This window comes from Caballeronia sp. SBC1 (assembly GCF_011493005.1).
In the GTDB taxonomy this organism is placed as follows: domain Bacteria; phylum Pseudomonadota; class Gammaproteobacteria; order Burkholderiales; family Burkholderiaceae; genus Caballeronia.
Window position 1 is genome coordinate 3,880,474 of sequence record NZ_CP049156.1, and the last position, 20,834, is coordinate 3,901,307.

18 protein-coding genes and 1 tRNA gene are annotated in these 20,834 nt (G+C 60.6%); 4 read left to right on the forward strand and 15 right to left on the reverse strand.

Features of this window, described 5'->3' with window-relative positions; all coding sequences use genetic code 11:
- Positions 1 to 221: 221 nt before the first annotated feature.
- The 5 genes from SBC1_RS39630 to SBC1_RS17400 form a co-directional block, all read right to left on the reverse strand.
- A complete protein-coding gene (locus tag SBC1_RS39630) occupies positions 222 to 536 on the reverse strand; it encodes a hypothetical protein (RefSeq protein ID WP_206366071.1) in 315 nt (104 codons plus the stop codon).
- A gap of 10 nt (positions 537 to 546) precedes the next feature.
- The gene (pta, locus tag SBC1_RS17385) at positions 547 to 2,694 is read right to left on the reverse strand and encodes a phosphate acetyltransferase (RefSeq protein ID WP_165092899.1); all 2,148 of its coding nucleotides are present in this window, start codon (positions 2,692 to 2,694) and stop codon (positions 547 to 549) included.
- A 175-nt stretch (positions 2,695 to 2,869) separates the two neighbouring features.
- A complete protein-coding gene (locus SBC1_RS17390; RefSeq protein WP_243830250.1) occupies positions 2,870 to 4,033 on the reverse strand; it encodes an acetate/propionate family kinase in 1,164 nt (387 codons plus the stop codon).
- A 145-nt stretch (positions 4,034 to 4,178) separates the two neighbouring features.
- On the reverse strand, positions 4,179 to 4,862 hold the full coding sequence (locus tag SBC1_RS17395) for a response regulator (RefSeq protein WP_165092901.1): 684 nt from the start codon (positions 4,860 to 4,862) through the stop codon (positions 4,179 to 4,181).
- On the reverse strand, positions 4,849 to 6,354 hold the full coding sequence (locus tag SBC1_RS17400; RefSeq protein WP_207958416.1) for a sensor histidine kinase: 1,506 nt from the start codon (positions 6,352 to 6,354) through the stop codon (positions 4,849 to 4,851). Before SBC1_RS17400 ends, SBC1_RS17395 begins: the two co-directional genes overlap by 14 nt.
- A 773-nt stretch (positions 6,355 to 7,127) precedes the next feature.
- Between SBC1_RS17400 and SBC1_RS17405 the strand changes: the two genes are divergently transcribed.
- The gene (locus tag SBC1_RS17405) at positions 7,128 to 8,591 is read left to right on the forward strand and encodes an anion permease (protein ID WP_165092903.1); all 1,464 of its coding nucleotides are present in this window, start codon (positions 7,128 to 7,130) and stop codon (positions 8,589 to 8,591) included.
- 60 nt (positions 8,592 to 8,651) lie between these two features.
- Entirely contained in the window at positions 8,652 to 9,221 is a 570-nt protein-coding gene (locus tag SBC1_RS17410; RefSeq protein ID WP_165092904.1) for an alpha/beta hydrolase, read from the forward strand.
- Here the strand turns inward: SBC1_RS17410 and citG are convergent.
- The 8 genes from citG to SBC1_RS39915 form a co-directional block, all read right to left on the reverse strand.
- Positions 9,190 to 10,167: a triphosphoribosyl-dephospho-CoA synthase CitG gene (citG, locus tag SBC1_RS17415; protein WP_165988682.1), complete on the reverse strand. Its 978-nt coding sequence runs from the start codon at positions 10,165 to 10,167 to the stop codon at positions 9,190 to 9,192. The genes SBC1_RS17410 and citG overlap by 32 nt on opposite strands.
- Positions 10,154 to 10,678, reverse strand: a complete 525-nt coding sequence (gene citX / locus SBC1_RS17420) for a citrate lyase holo-[acyl-carrier protein] synthase (RefSeq protein ID WP_165092906.1) — start codon at positions 10,676 to 10,678, stop codon at positions 10,154 to 10,156. The genes citG and citX overlap by 14 nt, the downstream gene beginning before the upstream one ends.
- Positions 10,675 to 12,192, reverse strand: coding sequence for a citrate lyase subunit alpha (gene citF, locus SBC1_RS17425; protein ID WP_165988684.1), 1,518 nt, complete (start codon positions 12,190 to 12,192; stop codon positions 10,675 to 10,677). Before citF ends, citX begins: the two co-directional genes overlap by 4 nt.
- Positions 12,193 to 12,208: 16 nt before the next feature.
- Positions 12,209 to 13,081 (reverse strand): citrate (pro-3S)-lyase subunit beta, encoded by an 873-nt coding sequence (citE, locus tag SBC1_RS17430; RefSeq protein WP_206365979.1) that lies wholly within the window; start codon positions 13,079 to 13,081, stop codon positions 12,209 to 12,211.
- Positions 13,078 to 13,374: a citrate lyase acyl carrier protein gene (gene citD, locus SBC1_RS17435; RefSeq protein WP_165092909.1), complete on the reverse strand. Its 297-nt coding sequence runs from the start codon at positions 13,372 to 13,374 to the stop codon at positions 13,078 to 13,080. Before citD ends, citE begins: the two co-directional genes overlap by 4 nt.
- A 48-nt stretch (positions 13,375 to 13,422) precedes the next feature.
- Positions 13,423 to 14,583, reverse strand: a complete 1,161-nt coding sequence (citC, locus tag SBC1_RS17440; RefSeq protein WP_207958417.1) for a [citrate (pro-3S)-lyase] ligase — start codon at positions 14,581 to 14,583, stop codon at positions 13,423 to 13,425.
- Positions 14,584 to 14,666: 83 nt separating this feature from the next.
- Positions 14,667 to 15,650 (reverse strand): AEC family transporter, encoded by a 984-nt coding sequence (locus SBC1_RS17445; RefSeq protein ID WP_165988686.1) that lies wholly within the window; start codon positions 15,648 to 15,650, stop codon positions 14,667 to 14,669.
- Positions 15,651 to 15,865: 215 nt separating this feature from the next.
- Complete coding sequence (locus tag SBC1_RS39915) at positions 15,866 to 16,111, reverse strand: hypothetical protein (protein ID WP_241201976.1); 246 nt, start codon at positions 16,109 to 16,111, stop codon at positions 15,866 to 15,868.
- A 384-nt stretch (positions 16,112 to 16,495) separates the two neighbouring features.
- Between SBC1_RS39915 and SBC1_RS17460 the strand changes: the two genes are divergently transcribed.
- Positions 16,496 to 16,918, forward strand: coding sequence for a type II toxin-antitoxin system HicB family antitoxin (locus tag SBC1_RS17460; RefSeq protein ID WP_165988688.1), 423 nt, complete (start codon positions 16,496 to 16,498; stop codon positions 16,916 to 16,918).
- 271 nt (positions 16,919 to 17,189) lie between these two features.
- Here SBC1_RS17460 and SBC1_RS17465 read toward each other — a convergent pair.
- Positions 17,190 to 17,265 (reverse strand) — tRNA-Arg (locus SBC1_RS17465).
- A gap of 322 nt (positions 17,266 to 17,587) precedes the next feature.
- Between SBC1_RS17465 and SBC1_RS17470 the strand changes: the two genes are divergently transcribed.
- Positions 17,588 to 18,493 (forward strand): cytochrome c5 family protein, encoded by a 906-nt coding sequence (locus SBC1_RS17470; protein WP_165092912.1) that lies wholly within the window; start codon positions 17,588 to 17,590, stop codon positions 18,491 to 18,493.
- A gap of 87 nt (positions 18,494 to 18,580) precedes the next feature.
- On the opposite strand, the gene SBC1_RS17475 is transcribed toward SBC1_RS17470, so the two are convergent.
- Entirely contained in the window at positions 18,581 to 20,686 is a 2,106-nt protein-coding gene (locus tag SBC1_RS17475) for a UvrD-helicase domain-containing protein (protein ID WP_165988690.1), read from the reverse strand.
- Positions 20,687 to 20,834: the final 148 nt, after the last annotated feature.

The following is a 20,834-nucleotide window of genomic DNA, read 5'->3' on the forward strand; positions in this document are numbered from 1 at the left end:
CAGCGCCGGCTCATCATCACGGGCATCATCGGCACGGAGGTGGAGGTGGTGGTGGTGATCTGGCGTCTCAAATCTCCGACCTGGCTGATTCGTTGACCTCGAGCTCAAGCAGCACCACGCCGACCTCCAGCTCGACCAGTTCATCGTCCGATTCGAGCAGCGTCAGTGGTTTGACATCGGATTTTCAGAATCTGCTGTCGGCGTTGGGCTCATCGTCCGGTTCATCGTCGAGCAGCACGAATACCCAGTTGCAGACGTTCCTGCAGAGTCTTGCGAGCAACCTTCAGCAGCAAGGCGCGTCCAGCGCCAGCGGGATGTTCGTCAATACGGCGGCTTGAGCCGGAGACCGGGCGAGGCGCGGGAGGGTAGTTCGCCTGCGCCATGCGCGTCATCTCGCGCGCAAGGAACGACGGCCGTGTGCCAATGCGGTGTGCGAAATCCGTCAGCGCAAATGCGGTGACATCCTCGAGCCGGAAGACGTCGCCATCGCCGTGTCCCGCTCGACGTTCTCCCCGTAAGCGTTGAAACGGAGTCACGGGCCGTTCCCTATTCCTGGCGCGTGCCGCCGACGGCCTCGGTTCCGTGAAGGGTCGCTTCGTCATGTGCCGCCGCCTGAATCGCAGTCAGTGCGATCGTGTAGATGATGTCGTCAACGAGCGCGCCGCGCGACAGATCGTTGACCGGCTTGCGCAGTCCTTGCAGCATTGGGCCGACCGACACCACATTCGCGGAGCGCTGCACAGCCTTGTAAGTGGTGTTGCCGGTGTTGAGGTCTGGAAACACGAAGACATTGGCGCGACCGGCCAGCGGGCTATGAGGCGCCTTCTGCCTGGCAACGCTTTCAACGGAGGCTGCATCGTACTGGATCGGCCCGTCAATCACGAGATCGGGGCGCTGGCGGCGCACGAGCGCGGTTGCATCCGTCACCTTCTCCACGTCCCGACCCGCGCCCGAGGTGCCTGTCGAGTACGAAATCATGGCGATGCGCGGATCGAGGCCGAGCGCACGCGCGCTATCGGCGGACTGGATGGCGATCTCAGCCAGTTCGGTGGCGCTCGGGTCGGGGTTGATCGCGCAGTCGCCGTAGACCAGCACCTGATCCGGCATCAGCATGAAGAACACGCTGGAGACGAGCGTGGCACCAGGGGTCGTCTTGATCAGTTGCAGCGCGGGTCGCACCGTATTTGCCGTCGTGTGGACGGCTCCCGAAACGAGGCCATCGACTTCGCCTGTGGCGAGCATCATTGTGCCCAGCACGACGGGGTCTTCGAGCTGCTGCCGCGCCTGGAGTGCATTCAGGCCCTTTGCCCGGCGCAGTTCGACCATCGGCGCGACGTAGGTTTCCCGGATGGCGTCCGGGTCCACTATCTCGACGCTCGTGGGCAGATCGATGCCGTGGCTCGCGGCGACGGCGCGCACGGCGTCGGGCGCGCCGAGCAACACGCAGCGGGCAATGCCGCGTGCGGCGCAAGCGGCCGCCGCCTGGATCGTCCGCGGCTCATCGCCTTCGGGCAGGACAATGCGGCGGTTCGCGGCCCGAGCGGACTCCACAAGACGCTGACGGAACACGGCCGGCGACATCAGCGGCCGCTCGGGCACGTCGAGGCGGGCCACGAGCGGCGCAGTGCGGATCTGCCCTGCGATGAAGTCAATCACTTGCTCCATGCGCTGCGCATCGTCGGAACTGACGTGCCGGGACAGATTCGCGAGTTGAGAGGCGGTCGCGAATGTGTCGTTGTCCGTGACGAGAACGGGTAGCCGGTCAAGCGGACGGGACTCGAAGAGCTCGGCCAGTTCGCAGGGTAACGCACCACCGCAGGTCAGCAGCAGCCCCGCAAGCGGCATGCCGCGCAGCGCTGCGACGGCAACTGCGAGGATCGTGTCGGCCCGGTCGAACGGCGTGACGACCAGGGTGCCCGGCCGCAGATGCGCGAGGAGCTTTTCCGGCGAGCGCGCTGCGACGAGCACGTTGGCGACCCGGGCCATTTCGCCTTCTCCGCGACGCAGTACATAGAGCCCCAGACTGTCGACGATATCGACCACTCGCGGTGCAAACAGATGCTGCGCGGTGGGGATAGCCGCGAGCACTGGGATATCGGCGCTACTGCAGTCGGCGAGCGGTCCGCCATGCGGAGCCGCATTTGCACCGTGATCGTCGCAGTGATTGAACAGCACGCCGGCGAGCGGGCGGCGCCCAAAATCGCCGTATTGTTCGGCGGCAGCACTGACGATGGTGGCTCGCTCAACCGCATCCAGGGCGAGGCCCGCGATCACCGGCACGAGATCCGCGCCAAGCGTACGGATGATTTCGATGTTCAGGCGTGTGGCGATCTGGAAGTCGACGCTGGGAATCAGCCCTTCAACCACCACGACCTGATTGCGTTCCCGCGCGCGATCGACAAGCGCGACGACCTCTTCCATCAACTGGGCCAGTTGTCCTGCGCGGACCATGCCGGAGGCGTGTGTGAAGGTGATCGGCTCGGGCGCCGTAGTGCTGCACAAGGTACGTGCGAAATGGGTGGACAGATCGCGGTCGCCAGCGGCGACCTCCGGCTGGGCGATTGGTTTGACGAAGCCCACCCGGACGCCGGCGAGTTGCAATGCGCGCACGAGGCCCAGTGCTACTGATGTCAGGCCAACGCGACTCGAAACCGGCACAAGGTAGAAAGTGCGTTGCGGGGAAATCACATTCATGCAGAAAAATCCAATCGGGTGCGAGTGGCACACAGGGGTTGTCACCTCTGCGTCTCTTGGTGTTATTTGCTACGAATCAAAAGCCGGCATAACGCTGCTGTGCGAGGTCGCCGGCATCATTCAATGCGCGACTGGCTCTCGCCCAGGCCAGCCAGCCAAGCCGCATCACGGGCGATCACCGCTTCCTCGTCGGTCGGGATGACCCACGCCTGGGTCCGTAACCCTGGTCGATGCGGCCGCTCATGCCGCGCACGGCGTACTGGTTGGCCGACTCGTCGAGCACGAGGTTGAAGATACCGAGGTGCCGCAGTGTCATCGCGCGCACCCGGGCCGAGTTCTCGCCAATGCCTCCGGTGAACACGACGGCGTCGAGCCGGCGCAGCGAGGTGGCGAGCGCGCCGACGTATCGCGCGAGACGATGGACGAACACCTCCAGCGCCAGCGTGGCGCCGGGGTGTCCCGCTTCGGCCGCCGTTTCGAGCGCGCGGCAGTCGCTGGAAAGCTCTGACACGCCGAGAAGTCCCGACTCCCGGTTCAGCAGCATTTCGACACCCGCGAGATCAAGCCCCGCGATACGCCCGATCTGCGCCGCCGCCCCGACGTCGAGGTCGCCGCTGCGGGTCCCCATGACGAGACCTTCGAGCGGAGTCATCCCCATGCTCGTGTCCACGCACTTTCCATCCTCCACGGACGAGGCCGACGCGCCGTTGCCCAGATGAGCGATGACGAGGCCGTGATCGTCAGGATCAAGCCCGAGCAACTTGACGGCCTTTGCGGACACATAGCGAATTGATGTGCCGTGAAATCCGTAGCGTCGAATCCCATGCTCGCGATAAAAACGCTGCGGAATCGAGTACGTGTAGGCGCCGCGCGGCAGGGTTTGGTGGAAGGCCGTGTCGAACACGGCGACCTGCGGTATTGACGGCAGATCCTCCATGCAGCAGAGGATGCCGAGCAGATTCGCCGTGTTATGCAGGGGTGCAAGTGCCGACACCGCCTCGATGTCGCGGATGACTTCCGGCGTAATGCGCACCGACGTGGCAAACCGCTCGCCACCATGCACCACGCGGTGACCGACCACGGCGACGTGAGCGAGCCAACCATTGCGCCGCAAGTGCATCAGGATCATCTGCAACGCTTGCGCGTGCGTGCCCTCGGCAAGTGGTTCGATGAAGGTGGATGCGCCTCTTTTCAAGGTCAGACTGGCTGTCCCATCGGTGCCGAGACGCTCGGCTATTCCGCTGAAAAGCGGCCGGTCGCCGTTCGCGGGCAACAGGGTGAATTTCAGTGAGGACGAGCCACTATTGATGACGAGGATAAGAAATTGCGAAATAGACATGGCTTTGATCAAAAGAAGTGCGGTTCCCGCCCTGACCTCACGTACTCACCGATAGAAACAGCGAAGATCCCGTGGAAATCGGCAGGCAGCGCGCTAACGGCACTCAAGCGCCGGCGCGTAGCGACGCTTCGTGAGAAGCGCCGATTCATGCGGCGGCCCGGACGTACATGCGCTGCGGCCGGCCCACGTGTCCGTACGAGATTTCCGCGCGCAGAAAGCGGTTTTCCACGCAGAACTCGAGATAGCGGCGCGCCGTGGTCTTGCTGATGCCAACCGCGCGCGCAACGCTGTCAGCGGTGTGGAGTCCTTCGGGCAACGCGAAGGCTTGACGGACACGCTCGAGAGTGATGGGTTCGATACCCTTGGCATACTTCTCGACACGGAAGTCTTTGGCCTGCAGGTTGAACAGCTCGTCCACCTGGTGCTGGTTGATACGAGTACTCGCCTGCTGCGAGTTGAACAGGCTGACGAAGCGTTCGAGCGACATTTGCAAGCGCTCATAGGACACGGGTTTGACGATGTAGTCGAACGCGCCGTGACGGATGGCTCTCGCACATGTTTCCATGTCGGTCGCGGCGGTGATAAAAATGACGCGCGCTGGCAGATCGGCCGAAACGAGGTCTTCAAGCAACGCGATTCCCTTGCCGTCTGGCAGGTAGTTGTCGAGCAGCACCAGATCCGGCCTGAGTGCACGGACCAGCGTGCGAGCTGACGCTAGCGTGGCGGCGTGGTTAACCGCGCGGACGCGGGGGTTCTTGCGGGCGATAGCAGCGTGAATGTGTGCGAGCTGCTCCTCGTCTTCGACGATCAAGACGTCAATGTTCTGCATGGCTAATTGACCGGATGGGTGCGAAGACCGAAAAAATCGTACCGTGCGGAATGTTGTCTTCTATTGTGATGGTTGCGCCCGCCTGTTGAACGTAGCTGTTCACAAGGTAGAGGCCAATGCCGCGACCCGATCCGTCGTGCGAACTGACGCCGCGCTCGAACAGGCGCTCGCGAAGCGACGGTTCAATGCCACAGCCGAAGTCAGCCACTTCGATGATAAGTTCGTCGCCACGGTCGCAGAGATACAGGATGACCTTCTTTTCCGGGTGATCGCATGCGATTGTCGCTTCGAGCGCGTTGTCAATCAGGTTGCCGATAATCGACATCCATTCGACGTCAGCGAGCGTGGACGGCAACCGGTCGAGGCTGCAGCCGGACTCGAATTGCAGCGTCAGTCCAAGCTCTCGCGCACGATAGTACTTGCCGATGAGCAGGCCGCAAACGCGGTAGTCTCCGAAGGTTCTCGAGATCCGGTCGAGAACCTGTTGCTGAACTGCCGATTGCGTATGGATCAGCCTCTTCGCTTCCTCGAACGCGCCAATATGGAGCAGGCCCGATAGCGTGGAGATCCAGTTCTGGTGTTCATGACGAATCACCCTCAGGTTGTCGGCATAACGCTTCACTTCGCTCAGTTGAAGGCTGAGCGTGTTGATGTCGTCCTTGCGGCGAAAGCTGATGACCCAGCCGTGCAACTGGCCACCAATCCGAATGCCGACTCGGCTCGCGATGACCTGCAGGCTGTTGAACCAGCAGATCTCGTCCTTCCTGTCGTGGTCGTCTTGTCCCTTCGGCATGAATGGGCAGTCAGGCAACAGGCTGTCGATCAGGACGTGCTCGCGTGGCGTCTGCACGTTGAGCATCTCGCGGGCGGCACGATTGATGGAGGTGAGTCTGGAGTGCGCGTCGATCGATAGCACGCCTTCGTAAATAGAATCGAAAATGGCGTCCTGCTGCTGGACCAGCTGCGCGATTTCGATGGGATCGAGCCCGCGCATCTGCCGGCGGATACTGCGCGCAAATAGCCAGGTACAGCACAGCAGGAACAGGGTAGTGCCGGCTACCACGAGCAGAAGCGGCGCGAGCATCGAGTGATTCCATCGATCGATGCTCGAAATAAAATATCCGACCGAGACAACGCCAATAATACGGCCGTGCGGGTCGTGAACCGGAGCCTTGCCGCGCCACGACATGCCGTACATGCCGCTACTCAGCGTTACGATGCTCTTGCCGTCGCGGAGCACGCCTTCGTTGTCTCCGCCCCGCATCGGACTGCCGACGGGTACGGTTGGATCGGTGTGCGCCAGGTGACGACCGTCATCGTCGCCGATTACGATGTAGCTGGCGTCGGTTTTCTCTTTCAGCGGCAGGATCAGCGCGGCCAGTGCGGTGGCGTCGCGTGTGCCGACTGCGGCGACCAAGGCTGGCATTACCGCGATCTGTTGTGCCTGAACACGGGCACGCAAGCCGATCTGGCCATACAGGATCGAATGCATGCTGCTATAGACATAGCAGCCCATGCCAAGCAATAGTGCCGACGATACGCAAAACAGCAGGAGAAACGTTCTCGTCTGAAACGATAATGTCTTAAATTTGGCCCAGCTACATTTGTTGCGAATACACATGACTTCAACTTTTCAATAACATCCCTGCTCGAGAACGCCTCCAAGGTTTCCAATAAGATCAGTGTGCTGAAAGCACGGGCTGCCTTTAGCAGTGCGTGTGGTGGAACGCTGTATCCTGGAGAGGACGAGCGGCTCGATCTCGTCGACACCAATACTCCGCGTAAGAAGGCCATCTCGATGAATCTGCCTTCCAATTGCCACGAACATTGTAGAGCGCACCCGGGCAAGCGTATTGATGTAGTGCAGAAGCGCGTTGCTGCAAATTGCCGCAGCTGGGGCGAGGTTGAGGCGGGCGCGCATTCCGATGCAATGAAACGCGGGGGCCGAAATGAATCAAAGCCTTTTAGCCTTTAAAACCTTTAGCGCCATAAACACCGTTAAATAATTGTGTAAGCATAACCACGGCTGTATGACGCGGATCGTGAAAGCGGCAATTTGAAGTACAAAAAAGTGCTGTTGATGTCTTAAACCAGACTAATCGATCGATTAGCACTGCTACTAAAATACTTGCCAAAAAGTGCGGCTGGAGCGCCGGCGAACCCAGTACGGAGGCCTCGTTACGGCCCGGCACGATCCGGTCAACAAGGGTTCACGCGAGGCGACGCACAACATCAAAAAGCATGTCCTTGTTCAGGAAACCTCTCATGTCCAACCCGAAAGAGAAAATATGGAAGTCGCTTGCGCCTATTGCCCTGATGGTGCTCCTGTGGCTGGTCCCCGTCCCCGGTAGTATGCCTCCACAGGCGTGGCACTATTTTGCTGTGTTTGTCGCCATGGTGGTCGGCATGATCCTGGAGCCTATCCCGGCAACGGCGGTCAGTTTTATAGCGGTCACGTTGTGCGTCATCGGAGGCAACTACTTGCTGTTCAGCCCTGCCGAGTTGGCTGCTCCTCACTTCAATGCGGGCAAGGAGGCGCTGAAGTGGGGGCTGGCCGGATTCTCGAGTACCACGGTATGGCTCGTGTTCGGCGCATTCATCTTTGCGCTAGGTTATGAGGTGAGCGGCCTGGGGCGTCGTATTGCGCTGTATCTAGTCAAATTCATGGGCAAACGCACCCTGACGCTGGGGTACGCCATTGTCATCATCGATATCCTGCTGGCGCCGTTTACTCCGTCGAACACAGCCCGGACCGGTGGCACGATTTTTCCGGTGATAAAGAACCTGCCGCCGTTGTTCGACTCCCATCCCAACGACCCGTCTTCGCGCAAGATTGGTGGCTATCTGATGTGGATGATGGTGGTCAGTACCAGCGTGAGCGCCTCCATGTTCGTTACCGGTGCCGCACCGAATGTGCTGGGCATCGAATTTGTCGGCAAGATTGCCGGCGTGCACATTAGCTGGGGGCAATGGTTTCTGGGATTCCTGCCAGTCGGCCTGATCCTGCTGATCGTTTCGCCCCTTCTCTCTTATGTGCTGTATAAGCCGGGCATCACCCGCAGTAGTGAGGTTTCCAACTGGGCGAAAAAATCGCTCGATGAAATGGGCAAGCTGAACCGCAAGGAATGCACGTTGATTGTGCTGGTGCTGCTCAGCCTGTGCCTATGGGTATTCGGTGACTCGTTCATTGACGCAACCGCTGTCGGCTTGCTGGCGGTTTCCCTAATGCTGGTATTGCGGGTCGTAAGCTGGAGCGACGTCACGAAATACTCCAGCGCGTGGAACACGCTGGTCAATCTGGCGACCTTGGTCGTGATGGCGAACGGCCTGACCCGTTCCGGATTCATCGACTGGTTTGCCCGTACGATGAGCGTACACCTGAACAGTTTTTCGCCTGTCATGGCGGTCATGGTGTTAGTTCTGGTGTTCTATTTTTCCCACTACCTGTTTGCCAGTCTGTCGGCTCACACCGCCACCATGCTGCCCGTCATTCTGGCCGTGGGTAAAGGGGTGCCCGGCATCCCAATGGCGCACCTCTCCATGCTACTGGTGTTTTCGATTGGGCTCATGGGTGTCCTGACACCTTATGCCACCGGGCCCGGTGTGATCATCTACGGCTGCGGTTACGTGACGTCCAAAGACTTTTGGCGAATGGGCGCGATACTCGGGGTGTTCTACATCGCTACGCTGCTGCTGGTGGGCTGGCCGCTGATGTCGCTCTGGATGTAATACATCGCTGCCGACGTCTGCGTGGGCCAACACCATCGCACTTGAATAAAGGTTCGTAGCATGCCGGGAAATCAGTTTCAATCGATAGAAATGCAACTCGAAAGCGTGGCGGGGCGCTTCGAGCTGGTGCTGGTGCCGGGTCTCTACGACAGCGATATCGATCATTGGCAGTCACACTGGCATCAGCGCTTTTCAGGCTGGCGGCGCATCGCGCAGCGTGACTGGAATCAGCCGGATGTCGAAAGCTGGATCGACGCGATCAGTCGCACGCTTGCGCAATGCGAGCGTCCCGCCATCCTGATAGGACACAGCCTGGGCGCACTCGCTAGTTGTGCGCTGGTTGCCAGCCGTGATGTGAATGTGGCGGGACTGATGCTCGTTGCGCCAGCGGAGCCCGCCCGGTTCGAGCTCGATGACCGCGTGCCGCATCATCGGCTGAACGTACCCGGCGTATTGGTCGCCAGTCACGACGATCCGCTGCTGCGATTCGAGCGCGCGCATTTCTGGGCGAATACGTGGGGCTGCCTGTTGGTGGACGTGGGCGAAGCGGGGCACATCAACGCGGAGGCGGGTTACGGTCCCTGGCCGCACGGCCTCGTTATCCTTTCTGAATTGATCCGCTCACTTTAACGAGAATGGGTACGTGACGTTCGGCTGCCGCGCTATAAGCCTGACGCACGGGCGCCAACTCGAAACGCGAGAGAAACCAGGTCACCGCGAGCAGGTCGGCGCTGCCGCCCGGGCTCAGTTGGCGGGTGATGAGGTCGTCGTCCAGTTCAATCATTCGAGCGCGCCCCAGCCGGTGCGACACGCCGCCAGCTTGCAACAGCCTTTGCGCGGTCTGCTGGACGTATTCGAGGCCGGCCAGTCCACCGCGTGCAACCAGATTGGTGTCGGCGTTACGGGCCATCAGATGCAGGAGCGCCTGAAGCAACGCGATCTCATCGCGTGCACCTTGCTGCCGAAGTGCGAGATAGGCGGGTAATGCGTGCTCTCGTACGGTTGCATAGCCCCGCGCGGCTTCGCCGCGTGCGCCTGTCAAACCGAAACGCTGAAATAGCCGCTCGCCTGCGCTATGCGCATTACCCGCGCTTGCCAGTTCTCGCTCGACCAGGTTACAGGTGATCGCCTTCACCTCGGCGCACAAGCTGTGTACCCGCAACGGCGTATGTCTCGCTAATAGCCGTCCCGCGGCCGTGCAGAGCAAGCCGAGTGCGAAGATTCCACCTTTGTGCGTATTGACGCCGCTCGTTGCGAGCAACATGCTCTGTTCGGCGGCGAGCCCAAGAGGGCGAACCAGAGGCAAAATCTCGTCGGCCGGTAGCGCTCCGTAATGGCAGCCCGCTGCCGCGAAGCGCGGAAAATACGGCGCAAGCGCGTCGGCGCTTGCAGAGAACGTATGCAAATTCATGTCGCGATGCGCGCCGCAATTGCGCGCGTCGACGAGCCCGGGCTTGGGTGTCAGATACGCTTCGCGCATCAGGGCTTCGTAAGCGAGCGCGCCAGTCAGCGCGCACGTATCGCGCAGCGCGCCATCCGTGACCAAGGCGCACGTTTGCAGATCATTCAGATTCATTGATCCTCGCATCGATAGCGGCAAGCAGTTCCTCAATCGGATGGCGTCGTGCTCTCGCGCAGGCATGGGCCTCGTCGTCGCAGACAAGGCAGCGTCGCGGCTCCAGCCCGAGGCTCAGGCGCGATAGCGGACGCACTTCATCGATAACGTCGAGATCCCACAGACGGCCCCACCGATGCCCGTCTTCGAGTTCCACCATTGCCAGCTTGAGATCGACGGGGTTGGCTCTCACTGCATAGAGCGCTTCCGGACCGGTAGGCAGCCACAGCGTCGTGCACTCATTGACCGCCCACTGATGCCGGGCCAGTGTGGCAGCGACGGCACTCAGTGCTTCCTGCATGACGCGTCGCCAGGAGGCGCCGTCTTTCACGGCCCCTGGGCTCACGAGCGTCGTGGAAACGAGTGGCGCGCCGTGGCGCGCGAGCCATTGCGCCTGGTGCTGGGCGCGTGCTTCGCGCGCGACCAGCACCGCTTCCAGCGTGACCGGCTGCGCGTTGATCGACGGGTTCACGTCTTGACCTGGCGGACCACGTCGATAACACTGCCGTCCCGGTAGTGGATGATGCCGACCACTCGATCGGTAAACTCGATCGGCTGCGGGAGGCCGGTCTGCGCGACAGCACGCTCATACAGCGATTCGATGCTCATAACAGGCAAGCCAGCCGCGATCAGACGCTCTGCCACGTCTCCACGGGCCGGATTGACAGCGATGCCCTGATCCGTGACCAACACATCGATCGACTCTCCCGGCGTCACGACCGTTGTCACGTGCTTGACCACGGTGGGGATGCGGCTGCGGACAAGCGGCGCGACCACGATCGTCAGGTTCGCAGCGGCGGCCACGTCACAGTGCCCGCCGGAGGCACCACGCATCACTCCATCTGACCCGGTGATCACGTTGACGTTGAAATCGACGTCGATTTCGAGCGCGCTGAGGATCACCAAGTCGACCAGATCGCAATACGTTCCCTTCGAAGACGGGTTGGCGTACTCGTTGGTGGACACTTCCTGATGATGCGGGGACTCGGCTAGCGATTGCGCGGCGACCGTATCGAACGACTGCGTGTCGATCAGCGTTTTGATCAAGCCCTTCTTGTGCAGATCGACCATGCTGCCAGTAATGCCGCCTAACGCGTAGCTCGCAGTGATGCCCTTTCGGATCATGCGCTCTTCGAGGAAGCGCGTGGCAGCGGTGGACGATGCACCCGAGCCGGTCTGCAGCGAGAAGCCGTCGACAAAATAGCCCGAGTGCTCGATCACATCGGCGGCCCGGCGCGCAATCAGCAACTCGCGCGGGTTGCTGGTCATGCGTGCCGCACCCACGCTGATGCGCGAGGGGTCGCCGACTGCGTCGACCTTGACGATATAGTCGACCTCGTCTTGCGAGATGCTCGCGGGGACGTTGGGAAAGGGGACCATCTCGTCTGTAAGCAACACCACCTGGCGGGCAAAGCGCGCGTCGACTTTCGCGTAGCCCAATGATCCACAACGCGATTTGCCGTGCGATCCGTTCGCGTTGCCGAGCGTGTCGCAGCATGGTACGCCGAGAAAGGCGACGTCGATCTGCAACTGCCCCGACTTGAGCAGATGAACACGGCCGCCGTGCGAATGGACGTGCACGGGATTGTCCATCAGGCCGTGTGAGATCGCATCGGCCAGCTTGCCGCGCATACCCGACGTGAAGATGCGTGTGATGACGCCGTTGCGGATATGTTTGATCAGCGGCTCATTGACCGACATCAGCGAGCTCGACGCGAGCGTGAGGTCCCTGAAGCCCATGCGCGCCAGCTCGTCGACGACCATGTTGATCACCTTGTCACCTTCGCGGAACGCGTGGTGAAAGGAAATGGTCATGCCATTTCTTAGCCCGGTACGCGTGATGGCTTCTTCGAGCGACGCGCACAGCTTGCGCTCGCGCTTCTGCGTGGGGTTCGCTAGGTGAGGGGTGATTGCATTGGCGCCGGCAAACGGACGCCATGCGGGATTCTTCTGCAATAAGGCCGTCAGAAATTCATTGTGTTTCATCGACAGATCCCTATGGTTATCGACGGGTGCCCGACGCCTGCGCCAGTTGCAGTGTGCGGCGGGCGTGGTTCACGATGGGCGCGTCGATCATTTTCCCGTTCAGGGCGATCACGCCCAGCCCGTTGCGCTCTGCGGTTTCGGCGGCGGCGATCACGCGGCGTGCGTAGTCGACGCCCTCCTCGGTGGGGGCATATGCGTTGTGGAGCAGATCGATCTGCCGGGGATTGATCAGCGATTTGCCGTTAAACCCCAGGCGCTTGATCAACTCGACTTCTTTCACGAAACCCGCATCGTCGTTGATGTCGGGATATACGACGTCGAACGCATCAATGCCGGCGGCGCGCGCGGCGTGGAGCACAGCGCAACGGGCATAGAACAGTTCGCTGCCGTCACCTCGTTCGGTTTGCATGTCCATCACGTAGTCGAAGCCGGCCAGTGCGAGACCGATCAGACGTTTCGATGCGCGCGCAATGTCGAGTGCATTGACGACACCGCTCGCCGATTCGATCGCGGCCATCAGGCGCACGCTGCCGGCCGCTCGACCCGATGCGCGTTCGATGCGCTCGACCTCGGTTTCCAGCTCATGCACGTCGGCGGCGCGATCGGTCTTCGGCAGGCGGATGACGTTCGCTCCACCGCGCACGGCTGCTTCGAGATCGGCGAGACCGAAGGGTGTATTGAGCGGGTTGATACGCACAACCGTTTCGATATCCTCATAAATGGGATTGCGCAGCGCGTGAAATACCAGCAGACGGGCCGCGTCTTTCTCGCGCAGGCTGACTGCGTCCTCAAGATCGAACATGATGGAGTCGGGCCGGTAGATAAACGCGGTAGACAGCATCGCGGCGTTTGACCCGGGCAGGAAGAGCATGCTGCGGCGAAGTTTCATGACAGTTGCTCCCATGCCAGATGGTCGATGCCGCACGCGCGTAGCGTAGCGGTCTGCACGCGGGCGCGGATGACGCAGTCCAGCGCACCTTTGTCTTCAATGACGACACTGCCGCTCGTCACGTCCATTCGAGCTAGCGTGTCTTCGACGACCTGAAGGATTTGTGCACCGAACTGCTTGATGACCGCACTGCGCAAGACGATTTCCAGCTTGCCATCGGGTGCGGGCCCGATATTGACCAGCAGGTCGCTGGATTCCAGCGAGCCTGCAATGGCTTCCTTGATGATTTGCATGATGCGTTTCCTTTTACCGCGAGCAGGGCTGTCAACCCCGTATCCGGCTCATCCCTGCATATGCAGGCTATGGCCGGGGATTGGCGCGCCCTTCATGAGAAAGCGAAATGTGCTGTCCGGAACCAGCGGCCGGATGCGGGCGAAGTCGCCTGTCGCGAGCAGGCGGCGCACGGCGGATGCGGAGACCGGAATACCCGCCTTCACGTAGCGGGAAATTTCGACCACCCCGACGGGTGAACCAGGCGCTTGCGTGTGCTGCAACCAGTGCTTCATGTCCTCGTTGTAGCGATTGGTGACCACGCAAAACGGCTCGGTGCCGACGAAGCGGTGCGTGATACCCAGCGCGGGCGCGATGTACTGGCGGAACAGCAACAGGTCAATTGCCGTGCGGCAGTGCTCGATCATCCCCTTGTCCTTCAGGAAATACCCGGGGAACGTAGCTTTCGAGATCGTGTACCTGGAGCCGTAGTGGACCGTGAGCCTTTCCGTGCCAGCGAGACCCTGCGACACCAGCAAGAAGCGGTCGGCGAAACGGAACTGCGAGACGTCCTCGCTCACGACGAACACGTGCAGCCAGTCACACGCTTCGAGCGCACGACGAACCAGATACTGGTGGCCTACCGTAAACGGATTGGCGTTCATCACGATGCAACCGATCCGCGCACCGGGATGCCGGGTCTGACGCAATTGCTCGCAATAGCGGCTGATTCCCACTGGCGTGTTTTCGAAGAGCGTCATGGTGTCCGGCACCTCGACGAGCGGGTAGAAACCACACCCTCGAAAGAACGGCTCGTTGCAAGGCCGTGCGTAGAGGAATAGATGGAAATGCCCGAGCTCGGCCGCAAGAGTGACAACGCGGCTGACGAGTTGCAGACTAAGGGATTCGCCGCGGCATTCCGGGTTAATAGCGACGCACTTGATGACGTTGGCGGCGAGGCCCGCGCATGCAACGAGCTGCTTTTCTCGATGCGCGACCACGAATACGTCAATGTCGGGATCGGCATCCAGGTGGCAGTTGGCGAGCAACTGCCGTATTGCTAACGCCTGTGCAGGATCGTTAGCAGGACACACTGTTTCAAACTCAAATTCAAAATCAAATTCAGCCGTCATAGCCTTTGTCCAGCCGAACAATCCTTGCGACGGAACCAGGCTGGCATTCAGCCCCCTCAACCGCCACTCCTGTTCCAGCCAGCCTCCTTGTTGTTTCAAATATGCTGCCCATCCTTGAGGGCGACGCGCACGATGGTCCGCCTGCAAGGCGGCGCCGAGCGCAGCGCTCCCTGAGGATGCGCCTAGACCACGCCGGGGATGAAGAGCCGCATCAGCACCAGAAGGGCAGGAAGTACGAAGATCGAGAGCGCCGTGCTCGCCATGTACAGGCTCGACGCCTCCTGCTCCTGCACGTTCCATTGGTACGCGAGAATGGTGGCGGTCGTGGCGGTTGGCATTGCAAGCAGGAGGATCATTTCCTCGGCTCGTGTTCCTGTGAGGCCGAACAGCATGACCAGCGCCCAGACGATGACCGGATTGACCGCGCATTTCAGCGCCAGATTGACCGCGAACCCTCTGGTCAGCGATAGCTTCACCCCGTAGATCGCGACGCCCACGGCGAACAGCGACACAAAATTGCAGGACTTGGCGGCGATATCGAATGTCGAGATGACGAACTTCGGCAAGTGCGCGCTCATGCCGGTTACGCTAAACAGCAGGCCCAGCATTACCGAGAAGACGATCGGCTTTTTCAGCGCCTTGACGATGGCGGTGGTGAAGATATGCATGCCAGTTGCACGCGACTCGCTGGCGACCGCGGTGGCGCCCAGTTCCAGCAGGAACAGCGTGACCGGGATCACGGTCACCGCGACGATCACGTTAGCGATCGCAACGGAAATGGCCGAGCTCGCACCGATCAGCAGGGCGAGGAAGGGAATGCCCATGCCACCCATATTCGGAAAGCTGCACAGCATTGCCAGCATCGCGCTTGCGCGGATGTCCTTGCCTAGAATGATCTTGTTCACTGCGTAGCCGAGTAGCCACATCAGGCACATCGCGATGGTAAATGCGAGGATCCACTTGCCGTTGAACACTTCGGCAGGCTTTGCCTTGTAGGTCTCGTTGAAAAGCAACGCGGGAAAGACGAATTCCGAAACCATCGCCGAGCAGACCTTCTTGGCTTGCTTTCCAACCACTTCTTTATGTACGGCCAGCCATCCGGTGAAGATCAGAAGGAATACCGGAGCCATTGAATTGAATATTTGAAGCGCAATTTCGTAACGCATGCTCCACCCTGTGGGGAGTGACAATTAAACGTCGGATCGATGCCGATATGCTTGCAGATTGGATGAAGCAGGAGGTGACGGCGGTCAACCTGCGTGCGCAGGTTTTATGGTTTAAATGACGTCAAATTTTTTATTCGACTAGGAGGCCAGCAGCGCAGTTGGATTGACGTCGCGCTCGGCGAGCCAGGTGCGCAGCACGCCGAGCGCAGGGACGGTCAAGAGAGTGATGCGATCCTTGCCGCCCTTGCCCTGGCATGGCAGGCGGGATGCGCGCGAACGCGGAGGCGGCCTTTCACTTCAGGCGAGTAATTGAGCGCGACGGCGTGCGGGTAGAACTGGCGCACGAGCTGATAAACGCCCTGGCCGATGCCTGTCGTATCGATGGCCATATACGTCACGTTGTATTGCTGCTTGACTTGGCGAATCGCCTCGGCCTGGGCCTCGAAATCCATGGGTGCCATTGGCACTTATGCAGCACGTGGAACTTGCCATCAGGCACGGCCGGCGCAACGTCTCCGCCGATCCTTCCCGTGATCGACGGCCAAGCTTTCACGTAGTCTCTGTCGCTATAAACATTTTTGCTTATACTCGAGCTCCTGTAACGACTCAGGAAGCCAGTGAAGCAGAGCGAATTCAAACGATGGCTGTCCAAACAAGGGGCGACTTTTACCGATGGCACCCGACACATAAAAGTCTACTTAAATGGACGACAAACCACGCTGCCAAAGGCACCCGAGCCAAGAAATATCCGAACCTCTCCGGAAGGCGATTCTTAAACAGCTAGGCATCAAATGATTGCAAGCCCGTACGGGGTTTGCATCTTGCGACAAAAACAGGAAAACACAATGTTCCGCTACCCTGCCCGACTCAAGGCCGACGAAGTCGGTTTTACGGTTACGTTCCGCGATATTCCCGAAGCCATAACGGCTGGCGCGACTCGCGAGGAAGCTATCGAGATGGCCATCGATGCGCTGGCTACCGCAATGGATTTTTATTTCGAAGATAAACGCCCGGTTCCGCTGCCGTCCGCCCCAAAGCGCGGCGATACCTTGATCGAGCTACGCGCTAGCGTTGCGGCGAAGGTGCTGCTGCTTAATGCAATGCTGGCGCAGCACGTCACACCCGCCGAATTGGCCCGACGCATGCATACGCGTCCACAGGAAGTGAACCGCGTCATTGACCTCGGACATGCGACGAAGATCGATACGATCGCCTCGGCGCTGGCCGCGCTCGGCATGCGCTTGGAGTTGAACGTGATCCCGGCATAAGGGGTATCTGGAGATTGGGCGTTTCGAACGCGTCGCTAAGGAAAGCGCCACGACCAGCGGGGCGCAAACTGCGCTATGGAACGCGACACGGCCGGACGCCTACTGCGCACTGATATCGCTAAAACAATCGTTTCGGAATTAGGGGCCACATTTCGATCGCGCATTTTTGACGACGAAAAGCAGCCGAAGCTGAAATCGGCAACTAACTGGATAGATGGAATCGAAGAAAGTACGAGAACCGGCTAAAACCCTCGGAACCCCTGCTAAATCTTGGTGCGCCCGGCTGGGATCGAACCAGCAACCCCTGCCTTCGGAGGGCAGTACTCTATCCATTGAGCTACGGGCGCGTATGACCGAGGGCACCGCGTTCCATATACAAAACAATGGAGGCAGGGCCGCTGCGAGTCCGAAACAATACCTGTTTTCCGTCGATCCGTCCACCGCAAGGACCACGCCAACCAATAACCCGTCCCTCGAACACCCTCGCCCACCGCACCGAAATCCGGGTTAACACGCGCTGCGACAGGCCTTTGCGGGCATGCCGCCACGTAAACGTTCCGTCTATAATCGACCGTGCTGGTGAAAACGATCACGAACACCCCAGAAAGTCGTTGTTGCTGTCACGCTGTTGCTGAACCGACTCACAAATAAAAGGGAGACGAGACGAGCATGAGTGAAGCACCCCACGGAGTCCCGATCAAAACGCCTGGCCAACTCATTGCGGCAATAGTCGCCGGGTTCGCCGTTCCGATCGTCGTGATCGTGCTGCTGGCCGTCTACGTCAACAACACGACGCGCACCGGCGCCGGCACCGATTCCCTCTCCGACGCAGAAGTGGCCGCGCGCATCGCCCCGGTTGCACAGGTCGACATACGCGATGCCAACGCCCCCCACGTGTACAAAACCGGCGAAGAAGTCTTCAAGGCGGTTTGCACGACCTGTCACACGGCCGGCGTAGCGGGCGCACCCAAGTTCGGCAATGCCGGCGACTGGGCGCCCCGCATTGCGGAAGGCTACGACACCCTGCTCCACAACGCGCTCAACGGCAAAGGCGGCATGCCCGCACGCGGCGGCACGAGCCCCGATGACTATAGCGACTTCGAAATTTCCCGGGCAGTCGTCTATATGGCTAACGACGCTGGCGCAAAATTCGCCGAGCCCGCGCAACCAGCAGCGGGCGCGGCAGCTGGCGCATCGGCTGCAGCACCGGCCAGCGGCGCCGCAGCAGGCGCGGCCTCGACCGACAACGCCCAGGCCGCCGCCGCAGTCGCGGCCCTGGCGAACGTCCCGCAGGCAAGTTCGGGCGCTGCGGCCGGCACAGAAAGCGCGGACGCATCGCAAGCCGGCAAGACGCTGTACACGCAGGTCTGTCAGGCCTGTCACGCGGCCGGCGTGCTCAATGCGCCGAAATACGGCGACAAAGACGCGTGGGCGCCGCGCCTGAAAGAGCCGATGGACACCGTCTACAACTACGCGCTGCACGGCAAGGGCGCGATGCCGCCCAAGGGCGGATCGAATGCATCCGATGCCGACGTGAAAGCCGCCGTCGATTACATGGTCGCAGCCGTCAAATAGCCGCTCGCCATCACCCGATGCCAACAAAAAACCCTGCGCAAAGCAACACGCAGGGTTTCTTAATGCATCCGAGTCCGACCAAAACAATCAAGCCGGCTTCTGCAGCAACTCTTTGAGCCGCGCCATCCGGTCCTTCGGCGACATCGGCGCTTCCTCCTCGGTTGGCGGCGGGGCATCGTCGAGAAGCATTTCCGGGATAAACCGCGACGCCTCGCACACCACCGTCTCGCGCGCCCGCTTGCGCTTCTTGCACCAGTTCACATGAAGGCTGCGCTGCGCCCGCGTGATCGCGACGTACATCAGCCGCCGCTCTTCCTCGATCCGGCCGGTGTCGACGGGAGCGTCCGCGTCTGCATCGGGATTGCCCCGGTGCGGCATGATCCCCTCCTCCACGCCGACCAGAAACACGTGCGGATATTCGAGCCCCTTAGACGCATGCACTGTCGTCAGCCGCACGGCATCAGGGTTTTCGTCCTTGCCTTCGAGCATGGACATCAGCGCGACGGTCTGGATCAGGCCAAGCAGGTTCTTGCCTTCATCGCCCAAACCATCTGCGTTGTCATAACCCGTGGCCTCTGAATCCTCGGACGGCTCCGCCTCGGGCTTCGTGCCCTTTTTCTTCAGCCACTCGCAGAATTCAAGCACGTTCTGCCACTTCGATTGCGCCTGACGTTCGTCGTGGGCATCGTAGAGATACGCCTCGTAATGGATCGCCTCCATCATGTCGTCGAGCACCTGGGTGGCCGGATCGCGCCCCGCCCGATCGGACAGGCGCTGCATCCACTCGCAAAACGCGCGCAACGGTTCGACCTGTCGCGCCGACAACCGCGCCTCAATGCCGCCCATGAACACGGCTTCGAACAGCGACACTTTCGCCTGCCCGGCGAACGAACCCAGCGCCTCGAGCGTTGTGTTGCCGACGCCCCGCCGCGGCGTGGTGATCGCGCGGATGAACGCGGGATCGTCGTCGGGATTCGCGATCAGCCGCAAATACGAGACGATGTCCTTGATCTCGGCTTTATCGAAGAATGACTGGCCGCCCGACAACACGTAGGGAATCCGCTCGCGCCGCAAAACCTGTTCGAAGATCCGCGCCTGAAAATTCCCACGATACAAAATGGCGTAATCGCGAAACGCCGCGCGCCGCTCGAACTTATGTGCCGACAGCCGGAACACCACAGACTCCGCTTCGTGCTCTTCGTCGTTGCAAGCGGTCACGGTAATGGAGTCGCCCATTCCGTGTTCCGACCACAATTTCTTCTCGAACAGCTTCGGATTGTTCGCGATTACGTTGTTGGCAGCCGTCAGGATGCGCACCGTCGACCGATAGTTCTGCTCGAGCTTCACCACATGCAGCTTCGGAAAGTCCTTGCCCAACTGCGCCAGGTTCTCCAACGTCGCGCCGCGCCAGCCGTAGATGGCCTGGTCGTCATCGCCCACGGCCGTAAACGCCGCGCGCGGACCGGCCAGCAGCTTCAGCAGTTCGTACTGGCAGGTATTCGTGTCCTGATATTCGTCGATCAGCAGATAGCGCAGCCGGTTCTGCCACTTTTCGCGAACTTGCTCGTTCTCCGCGAAAAGCTGCGCGGGCTTCAGGATCAGATCATCGAAATCGAGCGCCTGGTAAGCGTGCAGCGTTGCCACGTAGCTGCGAAACACAATAGCCGCCTGCATCTCGTCCTCGTTCGACGCGCTCGCCGACGCCTGATCCGGCGACATCATGCCGTTTTTCCACAGCGAGATAATGGACTGGACCTTGCGAATCAAGCCTTTGTCGGTGGTTCCGAGCTGTTCCTGGACCAAGCCGAAACAATCGCTGGAATCCATGATCGAGAACTGCGGTTTCAGGCCGACGTGCTCGGCCTCCTGCCGCATGATCTGCACGCCAAGCGAGTGAAACGTGGAGATGGTCAACTGGTTCACCGGCACGCGGCGGCCTTCCTTCCCGGGCGTGGTGAGCGTTTTGCCTTCGAGCAGCTTGGCCGTGCGCTCGCGCATTTCGAGCGCGGCCTTGTTCGTGAAGGTCAGCGCGGCAATGTGCTTCGGCTCGAAACCCTTGCCTTCGATCAGATGGGCAATCTTCTGGGTGATCACGCGTGTCTTGCCGCTGCCAGCGCCTGCAAGCACAAGACATGGGCCATCGAGATAGCGCACCGCTTCGGCTTGCGCGGCGTTCATACCTGCTGCGGACATCGTTCGGACACTTTGAGATGCGTAAATCGGGCGGATGTTTCAGCTGCCGGAAGTACGCGGTGGTGAGCAAGATGGTGAGCAAATTTGCGCACGCCGAAGCGGGCGCAATTTCGAGAGCGCGATGTTAACACGGGTTTCTATCCACGCG

Excerpts from the sequence above, each read along its gene's own strand:
- pta (WP_165092899.1), bottom strand. The coding sequence starts at position 2,694 with ATGAATGTGATTTCCCCGCAACGCACTTTCTACCTTGTGCCGGTTTCG.
- SBC1_RS17390 (WP_243830250.1), bottom strand. The coding sequence starts at position 4,033 with ATGTCTATTTCGCAATTTCTTATCCTCGTCATCAATAGTGGCTCGTCC.
- SBC1_RS17395 (WP_165092901.1), bottom strand. The coding sequence starts at position 4,862 with ATGCAGAACATTGACGTCTTGATCGTCGAAGACGAGGAGCAGCTCGCA.
- SBC1_RS17400 (WP_207958416.1), bottom strand. The coding sequence starts at position 6,354 with ATGCATTCGATCCTGTATGGCCAGATCGGCTTGCGTGCCCGTGTTCAG.
- SBC1_RS17405 (WP_165092903.1), top strand. The coding sequence starts at position 7,128 with ATGTCCAACCCGAAAGAGAAAATATGGAAGTCGCTTGCGCCTATTGCC.
- SBC1_RS17410 (WP_165092904.1), top strand. The coding sequence starts at position 8,652 with ATGCCGGGAAATCAGTTTCAATCGATAGAAATGCAACTCGAAAGCGTG.
- citG (WP_165988682.1), bottom strand. The coding sequence starts at position 10,167 with ATGAATCTGAATGATCTGCAAACGTGCGCCTTGGTCACGGATGGCGCG.
- citF (WP_165988684.1), bottom strand. The coding sequence starts at position 12,192 with ATGAAACACAATGAATTTCTGACGGCCTTATTGCAGAAGAATCCCGCA.
- citE (WP_206365979.1), bottom strand. The coding sequence starts at position 13,081 with ATGAAACTTCGCCGCAGCATGCTCTTCCTGCCCGGGTCAAACGCCGCG.
- citD (WP_165092909.1), bottom strand. The coding sequence starts at position 13,374 with ATGCAAATCATCAAGGAAGCCATTGCAGGCTCGCTGGAATCCAGCGAC.
- SBC1_RS17445 (WP_165988686.1), bottom strand. The coding sequence starts at position 15,650 with ATGCGTTACGAAATTGCGCTTCAAATATTCAATTCAATGGCTCCGGTA.
- SBC1_RS39915 (WP_241201976.1), bottom strand. The coding sequence starts at position 16,111 with ATGGCACCCATGGATTTCGAGGCCCAGGCCGAGGCGATTCGCCAAGTC.
- SBC1_RS17460 (WP_165988688.1), top strand. The coding sequence starts at position 16,496 with ATGTTCCGCTACCCTGCCCGACTCAAGGCCGACGAAGTCGGTTTTACG.
- SBC1_RS17470 (WP_165092912.1), top strand. The coding sequence starts at position 17,588 with ATGAGTGAAGCACCCCACGGAGTCCCGATCAAAACGCCTGGCCAACTC.
- SBC1_RS17475 (WP_165988690.1), bottom strand. The coding sequence starts at position 20,686 with ATGTCCGCAGCAGGTATGAACGCCGCGCAAGCCGAAGCGGTGCGCTAT.